General features: G+C 57.6%; 23 protein-coding genes. 16 read left to right on the top strand and 7 right to left on the bottom strand.

The genetic code is table 11. The features are described from left to right. Positions 1-50 precede the first annotated feature (50 nt). Positions 51-1237, top strand: a protein-coding gene (locus AC1M2H_RS11775) for an IS3 family transposase (RefSeq protein ID WP_480151852.1) whose coding sequence is annotated in 2 segments (ribosomal slippage) — positions 51-327 and positions 327-1237 — 1188 coding nt in all. Because the reading frame shifts where the segments join, the coding sequence is not laid out codon by codon here. Here AC1M2H_RS11775 and AC1M2H_RS11780 read toward each other — a convergent pair. Beyond that, positions 1229-1660 carry an IclR family transcriptional regulator gene (locus AC1M2H_RS11780; RefSeq protein ID WP_480151484.1) on the bottom strand — a complete coding sequence of 144 codons (432 nt, stop codon included), beginning with the start codon at positions 1658-1660 and terminating at the stop codon, positions 1229-1231. The genes AC1M2H_RS11775 and AC1M2H_RS11780 overlap by 9 nt on opposite strands. Before the next feature lie 481 nt (positions 1661-2141). On the opposite strand from AC1M2H_RS11780, the gene AC1M2H_RS11785 reads away from it, so the two are divergent. The 9 genes from AC1M2H_RS11785 to ggt are packed head-to-tail and all read left to right on the top strand — an operon-like array spanning position 2142 to position 10679. Then, a complete protein-coding gene (locus AC1M2H_RS11785; RefSeq protein ID WP_480151485.1) occupies positions 2142-2840 on the top strand; it encodes a GntR family transcriptional regulator in 699 nt (232 codons plus the stop codon). Beyond that, positions 2837-3571 carry an ABC transporter ATP-binding protein gene (locus AC1M2H_RS11790; RefSeq protein WP_480151486.1) on the top strand — a complete coding sequence of 245 codons (735 nt, stop codon included), beginning with the start codon at positions 2837-2839 and terminating at the stop codon, positions 3569-3571. The genes AC1M2H_RS11785 and AC1M2H_RS11790 overlap by 4 nt, the downstream gene beginning before the upstream one ends. A gap of 1 nt (position 3572) precedes the next feature. Beyond that, positions 3573-4340, top strand: a complete 768-nt coding sequence (locus AC1M2H_RS11795) for an ABC transporter permease (protein ID WP_480151487.1) — start codon at positions 3573-3575, stop codon at positions 4338-4340. A 25-nt stretch (positions 4341-4365) separates the two neighbouring features. Further along, a complete protein-coding gene (locus AC1M2H_RS11800; RefSeq protein WP_128877792.1) occupies positions 4366-5343 on the top strand; it encodes an ABC transporter substrate-binding protein in 978 nt (325 codons plus the stop codon). Positions 5344-5359: 16 nt separating this feature from the next. After that, positions 5360-6364, top strand: coding sequence for a zinc-binding dehydrogenase (locus tag AC1M2H_RS11805; RefSeq protein ID WP_128877793.1), 1005 nt, complete (start codon positions 5360-5362; stop codon positions 6362-6364). A 14-nt stretch (positions 6365-6378) separates the two neighbouring features. Beyond that, positions 6379-6789, top strand: coding sequence for a PaaI family thioesterase (locus tag AC1M2H_RS11810; RefSeq protein ID WP_480151488.1), 411 nt, complete (start codon positions 6379-6381; stop codon positions 6787-6789). Then, entirely contained in the window at positions 6786-7556 is a 771-nt protein-coding gene (locus AC1M2H_RS11815; protein ID WP_480151489.1) for a VOC family protein, read from the top strand. Before AC1M2H_RS11810 ends, AC1M2H_RS11815 begins: the two co-directional genes overlap by 4 nt. Further along, positions 7549-9060, top strand: coding sequence for a class I adenylate-forming enzyme family protein (locus AC1M2H_RS11820; RefSeq protein ID WP_480151490.1), 1512 nt, complete (start codon positions 7549-7551; stop codon positions 9058-9060). The genes AC1M2H_RS11815 and AC1M2H_RS11820 overlap by 8 nt, the downstream gene beginning before the upstream one ends. Beyond that, entirely contained in the window at positions 9057-10679 is a 1623-nt protein-coding gene (gene ggt, locus AC1M2H_RS11825) for a gamma-glutamyltransferase (RefSeq protein WP_480151491.1), read from the top strand. Before AC1M2H_RS11820 ends, ggt begins: the two co-directional genes overlap by 4 nt. Positions 10680-11013: 334 nt before the next feature. Here ggt and ychF read toward each other — a convergent pair whose 3' ends face one another. Together ychF and pth are read right to left on the bottom strand one after the other, a co-directional pair. Continuing rightward, a complete protein-coding gene (gene ychF, locus AC1M2H_RS11830) occupies positions 11014-12105 on the bottom strand; it encodes a redox-regulated ATPase YchF (protein WP_426814440.1) in 1092 nt (363 codons plus the stop codon). Between the two features lie 117 nt (positions 12106-12222). After that, the gene (pth, locus tag AC1M2H_RS11835; RefSeq protein ID WP_426814441.1) at positions 12223-12807 is read right to left on the bottom strand and encodes an aminoacyl-tRNA hydrolase; all 585 of its coding nucleotides are present in this window, start codon (positions 12805-12807) and stop codon (positions 12223-12225) included. 271 nt (positions 12808-13078) lie between these two features. Between pth and ychH the strand changes: the two genes are divergently transcribed. Both ychH and AC1M2H_RS11845 read left to right on the top strand, forming a co-directional pair. After that, positions 13079-13354 carry a stress-induced protein YchH gene (gene ychH / locus AC1M2H_RS11840; RefSeq protein WP_346431313.1) on the top strand — a complete coding sequence of 92 codons (276 nt, stop codon included), beginning with the start codon at positions 13079-13081 and terminating at the stop codon, positions 13352-13354. A gap of 226 nt (positions 13355-13580) precedes the next feature. Then, positions 13581-14624, top strand: coding sequence for a MerR family transcriptional regulator (locus AC1M2H_RS11845; RefSeq protein WP_480151492.1), 1044 nt, complete (start codon positions 13581-13583; stop codon positions 14622-14624). Here AC1M2H_RS11845 and dauA read toward each other — a convergent pair whose 3' ends face one another. The 4 genes from dauA to lolB form a co-directional block, all read right to left on the bottom strand. Beyond that, on the bottom strand, positions 14625-16304 hold the full coding sequence (gene dauA / locus AC1M2H_RS11850) for a C4-dicarboxylic acid transporter DauA (RefSeq protein WP_480151493.1): 1680 nt from the start codon (positions 16302-16304) through the stop codon (positions 14625-14627). It abuts the gene before it with no gap. 127 nt (positions 16305-16431) lie between these two features. Further along, positions 16432-17379 (bottom strand): ribose-phosphate diphosphokinase, encoded by a 948-nt coding sequence (gene prs, locus AC1M2H_RS11855; RefSeq protein WP_004863536.1) that lies wholly within the window; start codon positions 17377-17379, stop codon positions 16432-16434. Positions 17380-17562: 183 nt separating this feature from the next. Beyond that, entirely contained in the window at positions 17563-18411 is an 849-nt protein-coding gene (gene ispE / locus AC1M2H_RS11860) for a 4-(cytidine 5'-diphospho)-2-C-methyl-D-erythritol kinase (RefSeq protein WP_480151917.1), read from the bottom strand. After that, positions 18411-19022, bottom strand: coding sequence for a lipoprotein insertase outer membrane protein LolB (gene lolB, locus AC1M2H_RS11865; protein ID WP_480151494.1), 612 nt, complete (start codon positions 19020-19022; stop codon positions 18411-18413). The genes ispE and lolB overlap by 1 nt, the downstream gene beginning before the upstream one ends. Before the next feature lie 272 nt (positions 19023-19294). On the opposite strand from lolB, the gene hemA reads away from it, so the two are divergent. From hemA to sirB2, 4 genes are read left to right on the top strand one after another with little or no spacing between them, the layout of a single operon-like run. Next, the gene (gene hemA, locus AC1M2H_RS11870) at positions 19295-20551 is read left to right on the top strand and encodes a glutamyl-tRNA reductase (protein WP_464415342.1); all 1257 of its coding nucleotides are present in this window, start codon (positions 19295-19297) and stop codon (positions 20549-20551) included. 42 nt (positions 20552-20593) lie between these two features. Next, positions 20594-21676 (top strand): peptide chain release factor 1, encoded by a 1083-nt coding sequence (gene prfA, locus AC1M2H_RS11875; RefSeq protein WP_480151495.1) that lies wholly within the window; start codon positions 20594-20596, stop codon positions 21674-21676. Beyond that, positions 21676-22530 carry a peptide chain release factor N(5)-glutamine methyltransferase gene (gene prmC / locus AC1M2H_RS11880; RefSeq protein ID WP_480151918.1) on the top strand — a complete coding sequence of 285 codons (855 nt, stop codon included), beginning with the start codon at positions 21676-21678 and terminating at the stop codon, positions 22528-22530. Before prfA ends, prmC begins: the two co-directional genes overlap by 1 nt. Continuing rightward, entirely contained in the window at positions 22527-22919 is a 393-nt protein-coding gene (sirB2, locus tag AC1M2H_RS11885; protein ID WP_480151496.1) for an invasion regulator SirB2, read from the top strand. Before prmC ends, sirB2 begins: the two co-directional genes overlap by 4 nt.

The following is a 22919-nucleotide window of genomic DNA, read 5'->3' on the forward strand; positions in this document are numbered from 1 at the left end:
CGGTAAATCTTAAAATTATTCCCCCCGCAGCCTGGTGCTGTGGTCGAATAATCAGGACACTAAACTTACATCCAAAATGGAGGTGTTTAGTGAATCAGAAGCGAAAATTTACGCCAGAATTTAAGAAGGAAACGGTGGCCCTGGTGCTGACGCAAAATTACTCCATTGCGCGTGCCGCAACTTCTTTGGGGATCAGCGCCAAAACATTGCGCAGTTGGGTCGCCGCCGCGCGCCAGCGCCATGAAAGTCCGCTTAGTGAAGATGAACAAGCTGAACTCCGAAGGCTACGTCTAGAAAACAAAGAGTTACGCATTGAGAAGGAAATATTAAAAAAGGCGAGCGCCTTCTTTGCGAAGCACATGTCGTGAGATACCAGTTTATCCTCGATAACGCAGGTAATTACAGGCTACGGACGCTTTGTCGCGTGATGCGCATTAGCCCGTCCGCATGGTATGCCTGGCGAAAAAAGCCGATAGCCTGCCCGTCGAAAGATACCGCAGTCAGGGTGATGCTCAAGGCGTTATTCTCTGCCAGTCGGGAAAGTGCCGGGAGCCGAACGCTGGTTAAAAAGCTCCGTGAAGAAGGCGTCACCATAAGTCGTTGGCGCGTTAGAAAAATCATGAGCGAAGAGGGACTTCTCTGCCGGCAACGCCGTGCCTGGAAGGTCACAACGAAACCGAAGAAAGGGGCTGATTTTGCACCAAATCTGTTGAATCAGAACTTCAATCCTCCCGGACCGGACCAGATATGGGTGAGTGATATTACGTATCTGAAAACGGGTGAAGGCTGGTTGTACCTGGCTGCGATCATGGATTTATATTCCCGCCGGATCGTCGGTTGGCACATTGACAAGAGAATGACATCGTCGCTGGTTTGCCGGGCTCTCATGCAGGCTTACAACCTGCGCAATCCACCGACAGGGCTGGTCGTCCATACCGATCGTGGAGCGCAGTATACCAGCAAGCGCTTCCAAACGCAGTTAACCAGTTACGGACTCAGAAGCAGCATGGGAGATGTTGGCGCCTGCTGGGATAACGCGGTAATGGAGCGTTTTTGGGGCAGTTTGAAACATGAATGGGTGCTGTTGATCCCGCAGCAGACGCGGGCAGGTATGAAACGTGATGTTGCAGACTATATGCGTTATTACAATCTTGACAGAAACCATGCTTCGAATGGGTATTTATCGCCAGTGCGATATGAACAGATGGCTGAGAAAAAAGTGTCCTGTTTAACTTGACCAGATCACACGTCCGGTAGAGGTGCCCCAGGCAGGAGAACGGGAACCCGGCCAGGTGACGACCGACAGCGCCTGGCGGCCGTGGATCACCCGGAGGACCAGAATTTCCTGGTTATCAAGCATCGAAATATAGCCGGTATACCCGGTGCGTTCGCAGAGGCTGCGCAGCGCCGCGTCAACGTGATCGCTGAGGGTTATCTGACGGCTGACCAGATGGGAGGCAGACATGATCAGCGGTCCTGGCAGGAAGGTACCCTGGACGTCGTCTTTCTCCAGGTATCCGTAGGATTCCAGCTGGCTCATTACCCGTGAGGCGGTGCTTTTCGGCATACCGAGATGGATAATCACATCGCTGATGCGGATCGCGCGCTGCTGACTCACCATCAGTTTCAAAATACTGGCCGTGGTCTCTAAGATTGACATATTAAGGTCTCAAAAAATGGGACTAATGTTTCATTAAATGGAACTGCAAAAACGATACCAGTTTTTATCACATTGATTTTGTATGAAATTTTAATTCCCGGTCAAAACGCGTGCACTATTAATGGGTGTCATATTGGTGCAATTGAATTGTAAGGCGGCATGAAATGGTGCAACGGGGTGGTATGGTCAGACAGGAAAAAAACGGCCTCCTGAACGGAAGCCGGTTGATGTGACCGCTGCTAAAAACTTTATCTAAGAATGTGCATATCCTGGATGAAGTGGGCTGCTCACCGTCATTCAGATAAAACTCCACGGGATACTCTTAACGCCTGTCTCTGGGCTGCTCAGTATATGCAAATTGTCACATTGCATTCCTGATTTAATTATTAGATCACTCTCCGGCACTGTTTCAGAATAACCCTCATTAGGATATTCAAAGGGACGCTGTGAGCTTCTCACAGTAATAATTTAAGAGGCCGGAATGAGCGATTATTCATCTTTAAGCGATCGGGCTTATCACACTATTCGCCGTGATATTCTAACCTGTCGCCTGTTACCCGGGACGCTGGTGACAGAATCCGAACTGATGGAACGTTATGAGTCCGGGAAAAGCACCATCCGTCTGGCCCTGACGCGCCTGAGCCATGAAAAACTGGTTATTTCGCGTCCGCGTAAAGGCTATCGTATCGCTCCCGTGACGGTACAGGACGTGGAAGAAATATTCACGGTGCGCGCCGCGCTGGAACCGCTGGCGGCACGACTGGCGGTAGGAAAGGTGGATATTGAACTGCTGAAAGCTCTTGAAGCAGAATGTCGGGTAGAAGTCGCGGCGCCGTTGTCCACGCGCATTGATGTATTTATGAATGCCAATAAACGCTTTCATTTAGCTATTGCGGAGGCCACGGGGAACGATCATTTAATTCGCACGCTCTCCGGATTAATGGATGAAATGGCTCGTCTGGTGGCGCTGGGATTTAACGTCCAACGTATTAAGCCGGAAATTAAACACGATCATAACGCCATGATTGATGCCTTTATTGAAGGTGACGCCAAACGTGTGGAATTTATTGCCCGTCGCCATATTGAAACTTTTCAGGCGATGACGCTGGAAAAAATCTACGCCACCCTGAGCAAAGAGGGCACGTTATTACCGATATTGCCGCGGGAGATCTTTGGATGAGCCCGGCGATTGAATTACGCGACGTTAGTAAATCCTTCACCAGTCAGCAGGTGCTGAGCAATATTTCCCTGACGATTTACCAGGGAGAAATCGTCGCGCTGTTGGGGGCATCCGGTGGCGGCAAAAGCACGCTCTTAAATCTGATCTCTGGCCTGTTAACGGCAGACCGCGGCGACATCGCGATTCAGGGTACTTCGGCCAGACAGTTTCAACACTGGCAGCGTATTGCCTATCTGTTTCAGGAAGATCGCCTGCTGCCGTGGCGCTCTGTCGAGCAAAACGTCAATTTTGGTCTGGAAAATAGCGCGCTCCGCAAAGAAGAACGCCGCCAGCGGGTGGCCGACGCCCTGGCGCTGGTTGGCCTGTCTCCTTTTGCCCGCCACTGGCCGCATCAATTATCCGGCGGGATGCGCAGTAGGGTGGCGCTGGCCCGAAGTCTTGTGGTGCAGCCACAAATCCTGCTGATGGATGAACCCTTCTCACGCCTGGATCCACAAACCCGCAGCACCATGCATGACGAATTACTGCGCATTCAGCAACTGACCGGTATGACCGTGGTCCTGGTTACGCATGAAGTGGAAGAGGCTGTGGTACTGGCCGATCGGGTGGTGGTGCTTAAACCCCATCCGGGGCGCATTCACAAAGAAGCTGCGCTGAACCTGTCGCGCCCGCGTATCGCCACCACTCCCGAGGTGAATGAACAGATTCGCCTGTTACGTCTTGAGGTATGAGATGAAGCATCTGTCGCGCTACCTGAGTCTGCTGCTGCAGCGAATGATCCTGCTGGGGATTTTTCTTATCGTCTGGTGGCTGGGGTCACAACATCTTCCGGCCTTTGTGCTACCCGGCCCAGCCGCAACCTGGCAGGCGCTGCTGGCCTTGTGGCAGGGAGAAACGCTGCTGCATGACATCGGCGCGACCTTCAGCCGCGTGGTCTCGGGATTTGTGCTGGCGGCGCTGGTGGGAACCGTATTCGGGCTGGTGTTAGGTGCCAGCCCGCGGGTGGCGCGTTTTTGCGAACCGCTGCTGGCGGTGTTTAACACCGTCTCCTCGGCCATCTGGGCTATCTTCGCCATTATCTGGTTTGGCATTTCCGATGCCACTACCGTTTTCGTGGTGTTTATGACCTCCATGCCGCTGATCCTGACTAACGTCTGGCAGGGGGCGCAAAACGTGGAGGCGCAGTATGTCGAACTGGCCCGCAGTTTCCGCATGAGCCGCTGGCAGACGTTATGCAAAATTTATCTGCCCACCATCCTCCCCTACTTCTTTTCCGGCGCCCGCCTTGCCTTTGGCTTCGGCTGGCGTGTGTCGCTGGTGGCCGAAACGCTCGGATCATCCGATGGCATTGGCTATCGCCTGCGTCAGGCCGGGGACCTGGTGCAAACCAGCCAGGTGTTCGCCTGGACGCTGCTGCTCGTCTCGCTGATGTTGCTACTGGAAGGCGGCCTGTTGAAACCACTGGAACGTCATTTGTTCCGCTGGAAAAAACGCTCATAACATTCACTGAATCTGGGGTAATCAAATGAAAAAGCTGTTTATTGTGTTCGCCATGCTGGCGGGACTCCTGCCGCAGCTCAGCGTTGCTGATGGCAAAGTGCGTATCGGTTACTGGACCTCTGGCGTCAGCCTTGGCTACGGCGCCGTGCTGGAAAGCCAGGACTTCCTGAAAAAACGGGGCGTCGATGCCGAGTTTATCCACTTCCCGGACGTCAACGCGCCGCTGAAAGCCCTGGCATCCGGCTCCATTGATCTGGCCTTTGGCGCGCCGGTCGCCGGCGTCTTCAGCGTGGCCGCCGAAGGGTTGCCGGTGAAAATATTTGCCGCCACTCAGCCCGCCGATGTGGCGTTTGTGGTACCGGAAAGCTCCCCGATTACTGAACTGTCGCAGCTCAAAGGCAAAAAAGTGGGGATGTCTCCTGCCGGCTCTTCCGTGGCCGTGATTGGCAGCACCCTGTTACAGGAAAATGCGGGTATTGCCGCGAACCAGTTTTCACTGGTGGGAGGCAATGAGTCTCGACTGGCGCAGTTCCTGGCGCAAAAGCAGGTGGATGCCGCCGCGCTACGAACCCTGACCGTTAATCAGCTACCCGAACTGAAATTACGCATCATCAGTACCTTTGCAGATGAATGGAAAAAACTAACGCACAGCGATGCTCTGCCGTACATCGGCGTTGGTACCGTACGCAGCGAGTGGGTAAGTCAGCATCCGGAAACCGTGGCCAAAGTCATCGCCGCCCTGCGCGACACCCTTGACTGGGGTCGCGCTCACCCGGATGAAGTGGTCAATATCCTGAAAACCAAAGCCAGCCTGCCAGAAGACCAGGCGCGCGCTTACGTCAGCCTGTGGGATCGCATGAACCAGATGTCCTTTGAACCCGCTGACATTGAAACCCTGAAACGCGAACACGCCGTGCTGCTCAGCAGCGGTGCGATTAAAGGCGGACTAAACGATGACCTGTTCGACCCGCGTCCTTACCTGGCTTCGAAAAATCTGAAATAACCTGGAGAACAACATAATGAAAGCGCTGGTATTACCGCAGCACGGTGGCCTTGAGCAACTGCAGATTGATGAACACAAATCTACTCCCCAGGCGCAGGCCGGGCATGTGGTGGTACGTGTCGGGGCCTCCTCGTTTAACTATCACGATGTCTTTACCGTCCAGGGCATGCCGGGCATTAAAGTCCCTTTGCCGGTCGTTCCAGGGCTGGATCTGGCGGGCACTATTGACAGCCTCGGTGAAGGGGTGACGGGCTGGAACATCGGCGATCGGGTGCTGATTAACCCGCTGAAGCCCGAGGTGGGTTTGATGGGGGAGATGACCGATGGCGGTATGGCGGAGTATGCGCTGGTAGATGCCCGCCAGCTTATCGCCCTGCCGGAAGGAGTGACCTTTGAGCAGGCAGCCGCGCTGCCGGTGGCGTATGGCACCGCCCACCGCATGTTAATCACCCACAACACCGTTAAGGCAGGCGATAAGGTCTTGATCCTCGGCGCCAGCGGGGGGGTCGGCACCGCCTGCGTGGTGCTGGCGAAACACCTTGGCGCGGAGGTGATTGCCTGTGCGGGCAGCGATGAAAAAGCCGCCGCGCTGCGCTCGTTCGGCGCCGATCATGTGGTCAACTACCGCGAACAGGATTTCTCCCGCTGGGCGATTGAAAAATACGGTAAACCTCAGCGCCGTACTTATGAGGGTGGGGTGGATGTGGTGATCAACTTTACCGGCGGCGACACCTGGCGGCCTTCACTGAAATGCCTGAAACGGGGCGGCACGCTGCTGGTATGCGGCGCGACTGCCGGCTATGACCCGCAGGAAGACCTGCGTTATGTCTGGAGTTTTGAACTGAATATTAAAGGCTCCAACAGTTTTTATACAGAAAACCTCACCGCCCTGCTGACGATGGTAGCCGAAGGCAGTATCGCTCCGCTGATCGATAGGGTTCTGCCCCTGGAGCAAGCCGCTGAAGGGTTACGCCTGATCCGCGACCGTGAAGTGCTGGGCAAAGTGATCGTCACCCCCTGATTCCGGAGAAAAAAATGAACGCGCAGGACATCGAACAAAAATTACTGAACGGCCCTTATCACCAGTGGCTGGGGCTCAAAGTCACGCAGGCCGGCGAAGGGGAAATTACCCTGACGCTGCCCTTCCGGGAGGAGTTTGTTGTTAACCCGGTCGGAGGCTACATCCATGGCGGTATTCTCGCCACGCTGATTGACCTGGCCGCCGACTGGGCGCTGGCGGCATGGACCCACAGGGGCGTACCCACGCTCAACCTGCATGTGGATTACCATCGCCCGGCCCGCGGTGAACTCACGGTGAAAGCAAAAGTGATTAAACACGGCAAACTGGCATCCAGCGCTGAAGCCTGGGTTTATGACGCAGAAGGCCGTCTGGTGGCCAGCGGACGTGGTTTGTACGCCACGCCGGCGCAGCAGGGGGCGGCATGAGTCTGAAACTGGATCATCTGGTGATCAACAGCCATTTTGCGCTGGATGATAGCGCAACGCTGTTCCGGGCGCTGGGTTTCACCTTAACCCCGCGGGGCTATCACAGCCTCGGTTCGATCAACCATTTGATCATGTTTGCTGACCACTATCTGGAGCTGATTGGCCTGCCCGCGCAGGGGGAGCCGCTACGCCGGGAACTACTGGATACGCCGCCGGGTATTGACGGGCTGGTCTTCGCCAGCGATGACGCGGCACAGACAGAAGGTCTCCTGCAGGATGCAGGGTTCAACGTGCAACCGGTACAGCATTTTTCCCGTCATGTCGCCAGCGGCGAGGAGACAGGGGAGGCCCGTTTCAGCACCGTGCGTCTGACGTCCGGCAGCTTCAGCGCGGGGAGAGTCTATTTCTGCCAGCACCACACTCCGGAATGGGTATGGCGTGACGAGTGGCTACAGCCGGGCCGAATTCAGGGACTAACCGTGGTGGCGCGCGATCCGGCAGCCACCCGCGAAAATTACGCCAGGCTGGGGGATACCGACCTGTTACAGGTGACAAGTTACGCCGCATGGCAGGCGCAATATGGTGCGCTATTGCCGCTTGCGGATGACCGCGAAAGCCGGTTTGCCAGTATCCGGATTTCCGGCGCTGACGCCGGGGCAATCGCCACAGCGGCAGAACAACAGCATTTTCCTCTGCAACAACACCATGGCTACCTGAGCGTGGCGATCCCCGCCCTCTCGCTGGTGCTGGAGTTTAACCATGACTGATACCTTACCTGACAACCTCGGCGCCTTCCGTCCCTCCCTGCGCCACAGCGATCGGGCGGCTTTTATAACCCCCCAGGCGGATGGCGCGCAGCGGGAAATAACCTTCCGACAGTTGAACGATCGGGCGGACGCCATTGGCCTCGGCCTGAAGCAATTTAACTGGCCTGCCGGAACGCGCGTGGCCATCCTGGCGCGGAATTCCATTGACTATATGGCCTGCCTGCTGGGGATTATGCGTGCCGGTCTGGTGGCGGTACCGATAAACTTTCGTTTTCCGATCAGTACCATTGAGCGCATCCTGACGGACAGCGGCAGCCATCTGCTGATGGGAGATGCAGATCAGCTTGCCCGCGTCACCTGTCATCAGCCTCGCATCAGTTTTGGCGCCGAGCTGGAGGCCCTGCAATTGCCCGGAGAGCTGAACTGCTTTATCCCTGCTGACGACGATCTCGCCCTGATGCTCTACACGTCCGGTTCTACCGGGATGCCGAAAGGCGTGCGCCTGACGCACGCCAGCCACCGCTGGGTGGTGGCCACGCGTCTGGCAAACCGGGAACTAACGGATGAGCGCGTGCTGATTGCCGCGCCGTTTTACCATATGAACGCGCTGGCGCTGGCGCTGCTGACGCTCGCAAGCAAGGTGACTACGGTGCTGCTGCCGCAGTTTACCGCCCGTGAATATCTCCGGGCGGTGAGCCACTACCGCTGCACCTGGCTCACAGCCGTCCCGCCCATGCTGGCGATGATGTTGCAGGAAAAAGATCTGCTGGCGACCAGCGATCTCTCCTGCGTGCGGGTGATTCGAATGGGATCGGCGCCGGTAAGCGACGGCCTCTATCGGTCGCTGCGCCACTGGCTGCCGCAGGCGCGCATCATTAATGCCTACGGCACCACGGAAGCTGGACCGGTGGTCTTTGCGCCCCATCCGCAGGGGCTGACAACGCCCACAGGCTCCCCGGGCTATCCCCATCAGGCGGTCAGCGTACGGCTGCGCAACGGTGACGGCACGCTGGCGGATGAAGGCGTGCTGGAGATGAAAAGCCCGGCGCTGATGCAAGGCTATCACCAGCGTCCCGATGTGCCTGTGCCGTTTACCGATGACGGTTACTACATTACCGGCGATGTGTTCCGGCGGGATGAGCAGGGCTTTTTCTGGTTCATCGGCCGTCATGACGACATGTTCGTCTGCGGTGGTGAAAATATCTGGCCGGGCGAGGTGGAGAAACTGCTGGAAAGCCACCCTCAGGTACAACAGGCCTGTGTGGTACCTGTGGTGGACGATATCAAAGGCCAGAAGCCCGTCGCCTGGGTGATCCCTCGCGCCGGAGAAAACCTCGACCCTCAGGCGCTGAAAAGCTGGGTTCTGCAGCAGGGGCCTGCATATTTACATCCGCGCCATATCTGGCTGACGGGAGGCTTCCCGCTGGCAGGCACCAATAAAGTTGACCGCCGGGCATTACAGTCAGCGGCGGAACAACGCGTACAACAGGGGGAACAACCATGAGTTTTAACTGGCATAACCCGTATCATACGCCGCGCACGCCGGTATTCGCCCGTAACATCGTCTCCACGTCACATCCGCTGGCGGCGCAGGCAGGCAATCGTATATTGCTGGAAGGCGGCAACGCGGTGGATGCCGCCATCGCCACCGCCGCCACATTGACCATCGTAGAGCCGGTGTCAAACGGTTTGGGCAGCGATGCCTTTGCGCTGATATGGGCCGACGGGCAACTGCATGGGTTGAATGCCTCCGGCCCCGCTCCGGCTGCCTGGGACCTGAACTATTTTCATCGCCGCTACGGTGACGATGCCTCTGGGCTGGCAAAACGTCCGGAACGAGGCTGGGATACCGTCACGGTGCCGGGCGCCGTCGCAGGCTGGGAAGCGTTACATCGGCGGTTCGGCAAACTCCCGTTCTCCCGCCTGATGCACAGCGCCATTGAGATTGCCGAACGTGGCGTAACGCTGGCGCCGATGGTGGCCCGTAAATGGCAAGCGGCCGTTCCGCTCCTTGCGCAGCAGCCTGGTTTTGCCGATGTGTTCATGCCCGATGGCCGAGCGCCGAAAACCGGGGAGTTGTTTCGTTTTCCAGCTGCCGCGAGAACTCTGCGCCTGCTGGCCGACCAGGGCGCCCGGGCGTTTTATGAAGGCGAAATGGCCGACGCCATGGTGAGCTGGTCACAGCAAACGGGGGGCAGCCTGACACTGCAGGATTTACAGGCGTATCAGCCGGAATGGGTGACGCCCGTCAGCCAGCGCTATCGCGGTTATGATGTGCATGAGATCCCCCCGAACGGACAGGGTATTGCGGCGCTGATAGCGCTGGGCATTCTGGAACAGTTTGATCTTGCCAGCCTGGTGCTGGATGGCATTGATGCGCAGCATCTGCAAATTGAAGCGATGAAACTGGCCTTTGCCGATGTCTATCGTTACGTGGCCGATCCGAGATCAATGGAAATCACCCCCCAACAAATGCTGGACAGCAGCTACCTGCAACAGCGTGCCGCCCAAATTGACCTGACGCGCGCCAGCCTGCCTACGGCGGGAGTGCCGCGTACCGGCGGCACCGTGTATCTTACCACCGCTGACGAACAGGGCATGATGGTCTCCTTTATTCAGTCCAACTATATGGGTTTCGGTTCGGGCGTGGTGGTACCGGAATATGGCATCAGCCTGCAAAACCGGGGAGCCGGATTCTCCAGCGATCCCAAATCAGCCAATGTGCTGGAGCCAGGAAAACGTCCCTTCCATACTATTATCCCGGCGTTCCTGACCAAAGAGGGTCAGCCACAGATGAGTTTTGGCGTAATGGGAGGCGATATGCAGCCCCAGGGCCATGTACAAACGCTGGTCCGCATGCTGGATTTTCATCAGCAACCCCAGACGGCCTGTGATGCTCCACGCTGGAAGGTTAATCGGGATTTTACCCTCGATCTGGAAACGGGTTTTGACCCGGCAGTGGCACAGCAGCTACAGTCCCGCGGGCACCGGTTTAAAGCCGTGGACGATCCCTATATGGATTTTGGCGCCGGGCAATTTATCTGGCGGCTGTCGGATGACCCGAATCACGGCTATGTCGCCGCCAGCGACAGCCGCCGCGACGGTCAGGCGTTGGGGTTTTGATGTAAAGGGACTGCTCTTATCTTTCACGGAGTGAGTCGCTGGCGGTGAATAATCGAACATCGTCGCTGGAGAATTCGGCCGCTGAAAAGCAAAATAACGCCTTTGGGCGGGTTATTTTAATAGTTGTGCTGGACTCAAAAACGCGAGAGTCATCTGGTCGATGCTGAAAGATGAAAACTGATTATACTCATTGCTGTACTCATTTTTAACTGCGCTGTCATGAGATGAAATGAGACGCCATGAAAAGAAAAATCCACGCAACTGCGTGGATTTTATGAGTTTTGTCAGTCTTCATGAGATACATTGAGATCTCATTAGACAACAAAAATGAATCTTAGACGTTGAACAGGAAGTTCATGATGTCGCCATCTTTAACGATGTAGTCTTTGCCTTCGGCGCGCATTTTACCGGCTTCTTTAGCGCCTTGTTCGCCTTTGTAGGTGATAAAGTCTTCATAAGCGATGGTCTGAGCGCGGATAAAGCCCTTTTCGAAGTCGGTGTGGATTTTACCCGCCGCCTGCGGTGCGGTCGCGCCGACAGGAATGGTCCACGCGCGGACTTCTTTAACGCCGGCGGTGAAGTAGGTCTGCAGGTTCAGCAGCTCGTAGCCAGCGCGAATAACGCGGTTCAGGCCCGGCTCTTCGAGGCCCAGCTCGGCCATGAACTCATCGCGATCGGCGTCGTCAAGTTCCGCAATATCGGATTCAACGGCGGCGCAGACGGCAACCACCACCGAACCTTCGGCGGCGGCGATTTCGCGGACTTTATCGAGATACGGGTTGTTCTCGAAGCCGTCTTCGTTGACGTTGGCGATGTACATGGTTGGCTTCAGGGTCAGGAAGCTCAGGTATTTGATGGCGGCTTTATCTTCGTCCGTCAGCGCCAGGGCGCGCAGCATGCCGGCGTTTTCGAGCTGCGGCAAGCATTTTTCCAGCGCGGCCAGTTCAGCTTTTGCGTCTTTATCGCCGCCTTTTGCCTTCTTCTGTACGCGATGAATCGCGCGCTCGCAGGTATCAAGATCGGACAGCGCCAGCTCGGTGTTGATAACGTCGATATCGTCAGCCGGATCCACTTTGTTGTTAACGTGGATGATGTTGTCGTTTTCAAAGCAGCGAACAACGTGGCCGATCGCTTCGGTTTCGCGGATGTTGGTCAGGAACTGGTTGCCCAGACCTTCGCCCTTGGATGCGCCTTTTACCAGGCCCGCGATGTCGACGAATTCCATGGTAGTCGGCAGGATGCGCTGCGGTTTTACGATTTCGGCCAGCTTATCCAGACGCGGATCGGGCATCGGTACGACACCGGTGTTCGGCTCAATAGTACAGAAGGGGAAGTTGGCCGCTTCAATACCCGCTTTGGTGAGCGCATTGAACAGGGTGGATTTGCCGACGTTGGGCAAACCGACGATACCGCATTTGAATCCCATGATTTAAATCACCTTAATCTTTGGATAATCAACCTGTTACATTGAACAGATTGTAGAAAAGTAAATAGCTTCGCCTATTATACACGGTGTGCGGCAAAAATTCCGCACGTCGGCCGGTTATTGCGCTTTAAATGCGTGTAAACGGTTGGTTGCTTTGGTCAGGCCATCTTTCAGCCAGACTTCCGTACAGCGCGCGGCTTCATCAACGGCCTCATCAATCAGTTTCTGCTCGCTAAGCGGCGGTTTACCTAATACAAAGCCGACAACTTTATTTTTATCGCCTGGATGGCCGATTCCGACGCGTAAGCGGTGAAAGTTCGGGTTATTGCCCAATTTACTGATGATATCTTTCAGGCCGTTATGTCCGCCGTGGCCGCCGCCGAGCTTAAATTTCGCCACGCCGGGCGGCAAATCCAGCTCATCGTGGGCGACCAGAATCTCATCGGGATTAATCCGGTAAAAGGTGGCCATCGCCGCCACGGCTTTACCGCTGAGGTTCATAAAGGTGGTCGGCACCAGCAGGCGGACATCCTCGCCGGCAAAGTTAATCCGCGAGGTGTAGCCGTAGAATTTGCTCTCTTCGCGCAGCGGGGCGCGGTGGCGGTCGGCCAGGAGATCTACGTACCAGGCGCCCGCGTTATGGCGTGTTGCCGCGTATTCCGCACCGGGGTTAGCCAGGCCGACAATCAGTTTTATCGTCACTTTTATATCCTGCATGGGTCGTTCTCTGGCGCGTAGTGTACTGTCTGCGAGCGCGCTTGACAAAATTCTGCCAACGCAGCGCTATCGCGATGATAATTTCGCCGGTGAACCATTAGAATTTGATGTTGTTCAGTAAGTTATTTGTAAACTTTTGTTGGTTTGTTGCTCGCTAATGTGATCGCCTACGCAATCACTCTTCTGCCTATTGTCTATACTTCGCCTATAAGTTCTGAGGATACTCTCAGATAACCCAAGGTTCCGGAGGTGACATATGAAACGCAGAAACGCTTCGTTACTCGGTAATATACTGATGGGTTTAGGGTTGGTCGTCATGGTTGTTGGCGTCGGCTACTCCATTTTAAACCAGCTACCGCAGCTTGACCTGCCGCAGTTCTTCGCGCACGGCGCGATCCTCAGCATCTTCGTCGGCGCCGTTCTCTGGCTTGCCGGCGCGCGCGTCGGCGGTCATGAACAGGTCGGCGACAGATACTGGTGGGTGCGCCACTACGACAAACGCTGCCGTCGCGACCAGCATCGCCACAGCTAGGCCAGTCCATTGCTTGCACCTGTCGCCAGGCGGGTGCAATTTTGTGAACTCATCCGCACAGCCGCCAGCCGCAATCTAACCGGCTGGCTGATTATGTTACTCCTGCTTATTTTACTCCCGCAACGGCAGTCCCGCTGATATTGTTGCCCCGTTGATAAATATGCGCTTGACCCTAACGTAACGTCAGGCGGCAGAGTTGTGCCACTGGCAGGCAAAAGGAGCAGTCATGTTAATTCAGGTGGGGGAACTGGCGAAACGCGCCGGAATAACCGTCCGTACGCTACATCACTATGAGCAAACCGGGCTGCTGACGCCTTCGGCCAGAAGCGCGGCGGGTTATCGGCTGTACGATCTGGCGGCCGTTCAGCGGCTGCATATGATTAAGGCGCTGGCACAGGCCGGGCTGGAACTCGCCGCTATTAAGGGGCATCTCGATCGCGGTTCGCTTTCGTTATCCGACCTGTTGGGGCAGCAAATTGCCACCCTTGATACGCAGCTGCGCACGATTTCAACGCTGCGCGAAAGGCTGTCGCTGCTGCGCGATGAACTGGGTAGCGGGAATGAACCCGATCTTGAGTCCTGGCTACAGACTCTGGAGCTTATGAATATGTACGATCGTTGGTTTAGTCCGCAGGAACTACAGGCGCTGCCGTTCGCAGAACAGGACGAGCAGCGCAATCAAATCTGGCAGGCGCTGGTCGTTGAAGCGCGGCGGCTGATGGAGGAGCGCTGTCCGCCGGACTCGCCGCCGGCGATGGCGCTGGCCACCCGCTGGATGGAGCGCCTGGAGCTTGACACCGCCGGGCGGCCTGAGTTTCTCACCCGCCTCAATGAGATGCACGCTGCGGAACCGCAAATGCGCGCGCAAACCGGGATTACCCCCGAGGTGGTGGACTACATTACCCACGCCTTTGCGCAAAGCAAGCTGGCGATCTGGGCGCGTTATTTGAACGCCGACGAGCTGGCGTTTACCCGTGAGCACTACTTCGATCGGCTGATGGAGTGGCCGGGGCTGGTATCGGCGCTGCATCAGGCCTGCGCTGAACAGACCGATCCGGCATCCGAGGCCGGGCAAAAGCTGGCGCGGCAGTGGCTGGCGCTGTTTCAGTCGTATGCCGGAACCAGCCCGCAGACCCAGCAAAAGTTTCGCCACGCGATGGAGCGCGAACCGCATCTGATGAAAGGGACGTGGATGACGCCGCCGGTGCTCGGCTGGCTCCAGCAGGCGATAGGGGTGATGATGCGGGCGCAAACGCCCGCATCCCGCTAGTTAAATATCCGCCAGCGCGGCGTTGCGATCGGGGTAGAAGCTCAGGCGTCCGGCAATGGGCTGGACGCCGGCGCGGGCCAGGGTACGCAGCGGCTGAAACTCCAGGTTAGAGACCCGCAGCTCGCAGCCTTCCGGCAGCTTGTTCACGAAGCGCTGGAAGGCATCCAGGCCGCCGGCGTCCAGCACCGGCACCGCATCCCATTTCAGCACCACGATCCGTTTACCCTCGATTCGCGTTTCCAGATCGTTAAACAGCCCCTCGGCGGCGGCGAAGAACAGCGGGCCGATAACCCGCAGCACCAGCACGTCGTCGGGAACCTCTACGTTGACCGGAGCCAGGCGCGTCATGCGGGCAATACGGCGCATAAACAGCAGCGAAGCCAGCACGATACCGACGCTAATCGCAATGACCATATCAAACAGCACGGTCAGCGACATGCACAGCAGCATCACGATAATGTCGTCTTTCGGCGCATAGCGCAGCAGGTTCACTACCTTATGCGCTTCGCTCATATTCCACGCCACCATCAGCAGCAGCGCCGCCATCGCTGAAAGCGGCAGCCAGGAGAGCAGCGGGGCGAGGATCAGCAGCGCCATGATCACCAGCAGGGCATGGATTACCGCGGAGACCGGTGAGGTCGCCCCGGCGCGGACGTTTGCCGCCGAGCGGGCAATCGCCGCGGTCGCGGTAATGCCGCCGAAGAAAGGCGCGACGATATTGCCCAGGCCCTGGCCAATCAGCTCGCTGTTCGCCTTGTGCTTGGTGCCGGTCATACCGTCCAACACGACCGCGCACAGCAGCGATTCGATAGCGCCAAGCATGGCCATCGAGAACGCCGCCGGCAGCAGCGCCTGCAGCGAGGCCCAGCTGAGGGTGAAATCGGAGCCCGGCATATCCCAGGGCAGCACCAGCTGCGGCAGCAGCTGCGGAATACCGTTGCCCTGGCTGCCGTCGGCCAGAATATAGTGGAACTGGGAGCCGATGGTGGCAACCTGGTCGCCCAGCAGATTCACGATCACCATTACGACGCATCCTGCCAGCAGCGCGGGCAGGTGGCCGGGCAGGCGGATCCCGAGACGCGGCCACATAATCAGAGTACCGAGAGTGACGATCCCGATCGCCGCATCGCCAAGGTTGGCGGTCGGCAGCGCCATGACCAGGGCGGCGACTTTCTGCAGGTAGTGCTCCGGCACGTGCGCCATCTGCAGGCCAAGAAAGTCCTTAATCTGCATGGTACCGATAGTAATACCGATACCTGAAGTAAATCCGAGGGTCACCGAGAGCGGGATATACTCAATTAGCCGCCCGAAGCGGGCCAGGCCGAAAAGAATTAAAAAAATACCGGACATCAGCGTCGCGACCAGCAGCCCGGAGAGGCCAAACTGCTGCGATACCGGATAAAGGATCACCACAAAGGCGGCGGTCGGGCCGGAAACGCTAAAGCGCGAGCCGCCGGTCAGCGCGATGATGATCCCGGCGACGGCGGAGGTATAGAGTCCGTACTGCGGCGCGACGCCGCTGCCAATTGCCAGCGCCATCGCCAGAGGGATGGCAATAATCCCCACCGTTATCCCGGCAATCAGGTCGCGGGTGAAGCGCGAAAAGGTATATTTTTCTTTCCAGCAAGCGTCGATGAGGGCGCGGAAAGGCATCACGTGGGGGGAAAATAATCTATTCACGATAATGTTTCATCCATGGGCGCATCATCTGTCAACTAATATGGCAGGTGAAGGAGGCAATGGTCATACAAATTGGTTTAAGAGACAAAAAAACCCGCCTCAGCGGGTTTCTTTGGGCCAGGCTCGATTAATGCTCGAACATTGCAGAGATAGATTCTTCGTTGCTGATACGACGAATCGCTTCTGCCAGCATACCAGACAGCGTCAGGGTACGAACTTTTTCCAGGGCTTTGATTTCTGGCGCCAGCGGAATAGTATCGCAAACGACGAATTCATCAATCACCGAGTTTTTAATGTTCTGGATTGCGTTGCCGGAGAAAATCGGGTGAGTAGCGTAAGCGAAGACGCGTTTAGCACCACGTTCTTTCAGCGCTTCTGCCGCCTTGCACAGCGTACCGCCGGTATCGATCATGTCGTCAACCATGACGCAGTCGCGGCCAGCCACGTCGCCGATGATATGCATCACCTGGGAGACGTTAGCGCGCGGACGACGTTTGTCGATGATGGCCATATCGGTATCGTTCAGCAGTTTGGCGATAGCGCGGGCGCGCACGACGCCGCCGATGTCCGGAGAAACCACGATCGGGTTATCCAGATTCAGCTGCAGCATATCTTCCAGCAGGATTGGGCTGCCGAATACGTTATCAACCGGAACGTCGAAGAAGCCCTGGATCTGTTCAGCGTGCAGGTCAACGGTCAGCACGCGGTCAACGCCAACGCTGGACAGGAAGTCCGCAACCACTTTAGCCGTGATTGGCACGCGGGCGGAACGCACGCGGCGGTCCTGGCGAGCATAGCCGAAGTAAGGAATAACAGCGGTGATACGACCCGCCGAAGCGCGACGCAGGGCATCAACCATAACAACCAGTTCCATCAGGTTGTCGTTGGTGGGAGCACAAGTGGACTGGATGATGAAAATATCACCACCGCGTACGTTTTCATTGATTTGTACGCTGACTTCGCCGTCGCTAAAACGACCTACAGCGGCGTCGCCAAGAGAAGTGTACAGGCGGTTGGCAATACGTTGTGCTAGTTCCGGGGTGGCGTTACCAGCAAAAAGCTTCATATCAGGCACGAGAAGAACCTCAGGCATGCGTCCAGTGGTGGATGAAAAGGGCCAAAAACCGTGCGGCGGCGCCGTTCCATCCAGGCGGTGTATTTAAAGAGAGCGATGCAACGTCTGGAACAGGGTGACGTTGTCACCGTAACTCAATTTGCCCGGCATACTTATTTATTGCTCACGCTAAAACGGAGCAACTTAGAGTAGGGCTAGCCTGAGCGGCGAGATGTTAACTCCGCGCGCAACAAAGCCTTGTAGCCATTCCGGGGCTTTCTCCAGCACCTGACGAGCGGCAGATTCGGTGTCAAATTCAGCAAAGACACACGCTCCTGTGCCAGTCAGGCGCGACGGCGCATATTCTAACAGCCAGGAAAGCGCCGCATCAACCTCGCGAAAACGTTTTCTTGCGATAACCTCGCAATCATTGCGAAATTCACATTTTAGCAACGTATCTATTGACCTGATCGGGGTATCTCGTGGTAGCTCGGGGTCGCGAAAGATGACCGGGGTAGGAATACTGACTCCAGGATGGGCGACGAGGTACCACTTTTCCGCCGGTTCGACCGGGGTCAGTATTTCGCCAATGCCTTCGGCAAAGGCCGCATGACCGCGAACGAAGACCGGCACATCGGCGCCGAGCTGCAGCCCGAGCGTTGCCAGCTGATCTTCAGATAGTCCGCAGCCCCAGATCTGATTCAGCGCCACCAGCACCGTGGCGGCGTTGGACGAGCCGCCGCCCAGCCCGCCGCCCATCGGCAGGCGCTTCTCGATGCTGATATCGGCGCCGCTGCCGGCTGCCAGCCGCCCGCGTTCCGCCGCCGCCCGCATCAGCAGCCTGGCGGCGCGAATAATCAAATTCTCTTCATTCGGCACGCCGTCCACCGGCGTCAGCAGGCGTAGCTCGCCGTCATCGCGCGCTTCAATGGTTAACGTATCGCCGTAGTCGAGAAACTGGAACAGCGTCTGCAGCTGGTGATAACCGTCGGCGCGCTGTCCGGTAATATATAGAAACAGGTTCAGTTTCGCAGGAGAGGGCCAGCGGGTCATCATTTCACAATCCAGTTATCCATTTTCAGCTTGATGCGCTGACTGCCGTTGTTGAGCTCCATGTTGGCCGGCAGCGATGGCGTGGTATCGCTGGTATATCCGCCGTAAGTCACGCGCCATGTTTTACCGTTTTGCGTATAGTTGAGGGTGCTCAAACGATACTGCTGATCGAGGGTGTAGTCGGTCGCATCCCCCGGCAGGCCGACGATCCACTGGCGCAGGCTGTTCAGCGGGATAGGCATTCCGGTCAGGCGGCCAATCATCTCTTCCGCGTCGGCTGCGGTGTAGGTCTGACCCTTGTTATCGATCAGCGTTACGCTACCCGGCTGCGCGGTCAGCGACAGTTCGGTGCTGCCCAGCGGGTTGGTCAGCAGCAGGCGATAGCGATCCTGCCCGGTCTGCTGCCAGAAGAAGCGGGCGTAAACCTTTTGCTCGTCGGAAAGCCAGGCAAAGGCGCCGCGGGTCTGGAACTGGCTAAGATTGCGGACATCCTGCTGGTGCTGGCGCCACTGCGGCGAGTCCGGGCTTTTAGCGGGGCCTTGCGGGGCGTTGAGCGTACAGGCGGTCAGGACCAGGCTTGCCAGGGGCAACAGGCGGAGCAGTCGATTCATAATGATGACAAATCCTTGATGTCTACAGTGAAATCCGGCGATAGGGTGAATACGCACACGATTTGTGTAGCGGGTTACAATAATAACCTTTAATGCTAGCGTTGCCCGGCGGTAGCGTCTACGTTCAAATTGTCTGAAATCAAAAAATTACCGTTAGTGGCTGTTACGCCCTGGCTATTACTCCAAAAGGGGAGCGTCTCTTTTATTGATTCCGCGCATCCTGTATGATGCGCTCAGACTAACCTTAGCAACGCTGGTACTACTCCCTCACAATGACCCTTTTAGCTCTTGGCATTAATCATAAAACAGCTCCGGTAGCGCTGCGAGAACGCGTAACGTTTTCGCCGGACACGCTCGATGAGGCGCTGGAGAGCTTGCTGGCTCAGCCAATGGTGCAGGGAGGCGTGGTGCTGTCGACCTGTAACCGCACGGAGCTCTATCTCAGCGTTGAGGAGCAGGATAATCTGCAGGAAGTGCTCATCCGCTGGCTGTGTGATTACCACCATCTTAATGAAGACGATCTGCGAAACAGCCTCTACTGGCACCAGGATAACGATGCGGTCAGCCATCTGATGCGCGTCGCCAGCGGCCTGGATTCGCTGGTGCTCGGCGAGCCGCAGATCCTCGGTCAGGTTAAAAAAGCCTTTGCTGATTCCAGCCGCGGGCATCTCAACGTCAGCGAGCTGGAGCGGATGTTCCAGAAGTCATTCTCCGTTGCCAAGCGCGTGCGGACCGAAACGGACATTGGCGCCAGCGCGGTCTCCGTCGCGTTCGCCGCCTGTACGCTGGCGCGACAAATCTTCGAATCGCTCTCCAGCGTGACGGTGCTGCTGGTGGGCGCCGGGGAGACCATCGAACTGGTAGCCCGCCACCTGCGCGAGCACCACGTACGCAAAATGGTCATTGCCAACCGCACCCGTGAACGCGCCCAGGTGCTGGCGGATGAAGTCGGCGCTGAGGTTATTGCCCTGAGCGACATCGATGAACGGCTGAAAGACGCCGATATTATTATTACTTCCACCGCCAGCCCGCTGCCGATAATTGGCAAAGGGATGGTGGAACGTGCGCTGAAGGCGCGCCGCAATCAGCCGATGCTGCTGGTCGATATCGCGGTGCCCCGCGACGTCGAGCCCGAAGTCGGCAAGCTGGCGAACGCCTATCTCTACAGCGTCGACGACCTGCAAAACATCATTCAGCACAACCTGGCGCAGCGTAAAGCCGCCGCGGTACAGGCGGAATCGATCGTCGAGCAGGAAACCAGCGAATTTATGGCCTGGCTGCGCGCCCAGAGCGCGAGCGAGACTATCCGTGAATATCGCTCCCAGTCCGAACAGGTCCGCGAGGAGCTGACGCTAAAAGCGCTGGCTGCGCTGGAGCAGGGCGGCGATGCCCAGGAAATCATGCAGGACCTGGCGCGTAAGCTGACTAACCGCCTGATCCACGCGCCAACCAAATCTCTTCAGCAGGCCGCCCGTGACGGGGACGACGAACGCCTGCATATTCTGCGCAACAGCCTCGGGCTGGAATAGCGCCATTTCTCTCTTTTTTCAGGACAGGGTTAATTCACACCTATGAAGCCTTCTATTGTTGCCAAACTGGAAGCTCTGTACGAACGCCATGAGGAAGTTCAGGCGCTGCTGGGGGATGCTACGACCATCGCCGATCAGGATCGGTTCCGCGCGCTGTCGCGCGAGTACGCGCAGCTGAGCGACGTTGCGCGCTGCTATACCGCGTGGCGTCAGGTGCAGGATGATATTGAAACCGCGCAGATGATGCTTGACGATCCGGAGATGCGCGAAATGGCGCAGGAAGAGCTGCGCGACGCCAAAGATAAGAGCGAAGAGATGGAGCAGCAGCTGCAGGTTCGGCTGCTGCCAAAAGATCCGGACGATGAGCGTAACGCCTTCGTCGAAGTTCGCGCCGGTACCGGCGGGGACGAAGCGGCGCTGTTTGCCGGGGATCTGTTCCGCATGTACAGCCGCTACGCGGAAGCCCGCCGCTGGCGCGTGGAGATCCTCAGCGCCAACGACGGCGAGCACGGCGGCTATAAAGAGGTGATCGCTAAAATCAGCGGCGACGGCGTCTACGGCCGGCTGAAGTTCGAGTCCGGCGGCCACCGCGTCCAGCGCGTGCCGGCGACCGAATCCCAGGGGCGTATCCATACGTCCGCCTGTACCGTCGCGGTGATGCCGGAGCTGCCGGAAGCCGAAATGCCGGACATCAACCCGGCCGATCTGCGTATCGACACCTTCCGCTCCTCAGGGGCGGGCGGGCAGCACGTTAACACCACCGATTCCGCGATTCGTATTACCCACTTACCGACCGGCATCGTCGTGGAGTGCCAGGACGAACGCTCTCAGCACAAGAACAAAGCGAAGGCGCTGTCGGTGCTGGGCTCGCGCATTCGTGCCGCCGAAGTGGCCAAGCGCCAGCAGGCGGAAGCCTCTACCCGACGCAACCTGCTGGGCAGCGGCGATCGTAGCGATCGTAACCGCACCTATAACTTCCCGCAGGGCCGCGTGACCGACCACCGCATCAACCTGACGCTCTACCGTCTGGATGAAACGATGGAAGGTAAGCTGGATATGCTCATTGAGCCGATTGTCCAGGAATATCAGGCCGATCAGCTGGCAGCGCTTTCCGAGCAGGAATGATGATTTTTCAACGGTGGCTGGCGCAGGCGATTGCCCGGCTGAGCGACAGCGAAAGCCCGCGCCGCGACGCGGAGATCCTGCTGGGACACGTTACCGGCAGGGCGCGCACCTGGCTGCTCGCCTTTGGCGAAACGGCGCTGACTGACGACCAGCTGGTCGAGCTGGAGGCGCTGCTGAGCCGCCGCCAGCGCGGCGAGCCGATCGCGCACCTGGTCGGTCAGCGCGAATTCTGGTCGCTGCCGCTGCTGGTATCGCCGGCGACCCTGATCCCGCGTCCGGACACCGAGTGTCTCGTCGAACAGGCGCTGGCGCGGCTGCCGGCGACGCCGTGTCGAATCCTCGATTTAGGCACCGGCACCGGCGCGATTGCGCTGGCGCTGGCCAGCGAGCGTCCTGATTGCCGGGTGACGGCGGTCGACTTTATGCCCGACGCCGCCGCTTTAGCCGCGCGCAACGCGGCTCAGCTCGCCATCACCAACGTGACGGTGCTGCAGAGTAACTGGTTCAGCGCGCTGGCGGGCCAGCAGTTTGAAATCATCGTCAGCAACCCGCCCTATATCGACGAAACCGACCCGCATCTGGCGCAGGGCGACGTTCGCTTTGAGCCGAAAACGGCGCTTGTCGCCGCCGATAAGGGTCTTGCCGATCTGGCGCACATCGTTCGCGAAGGGCGCCGCTTCCTGACGCCTGATGGCTTGATGCTGCTGGAGCACGGCTGGCAGCAGGGCGCCGCGGTGCGCGAACTGTTCCGCGATGCGGGATACCTGGACGTGGTGACCTGCCGCGATTACGGCGATAACGACCGCCTGACGTTAGGACGTTTCCCGGCTATGGATAAGAAGGTTGACGTATGAATCTGTTTACCGCGGTGCTGTATCTGCATATCGCGGCGGTGGTGGTGTCGGTCAGCCTGTTCGCGTTACGCTACTGGTGGCGCTATAGCGGCAGCCCGCAGCTTAACCGTCGCTGGGTACGTATCGTCCCGCACTGCAGCGACACGCTATTATTTCTCAGCGGCGCCGGATTAATGGCAATAACGCACTATCTGCCGTTTACTGAAGAGGGCGCATGGCTGACGGAGAAGCTGTTTGGCGTTATTATTTACATCGCATTGGGTTTTATCGCGCTGGGCCGTCGGCATCCGCGCAGCCAGCAGAGCGGGTTTATCGCTTTCCTGCTGGCTTTGGTGGTGTTGTTCATCATCATACAACTCGCCATCACAAGAACACCGTTACTGGGGTAA

This window comes from Klebsiella sp. F11 (assembly GCF_056712265.1).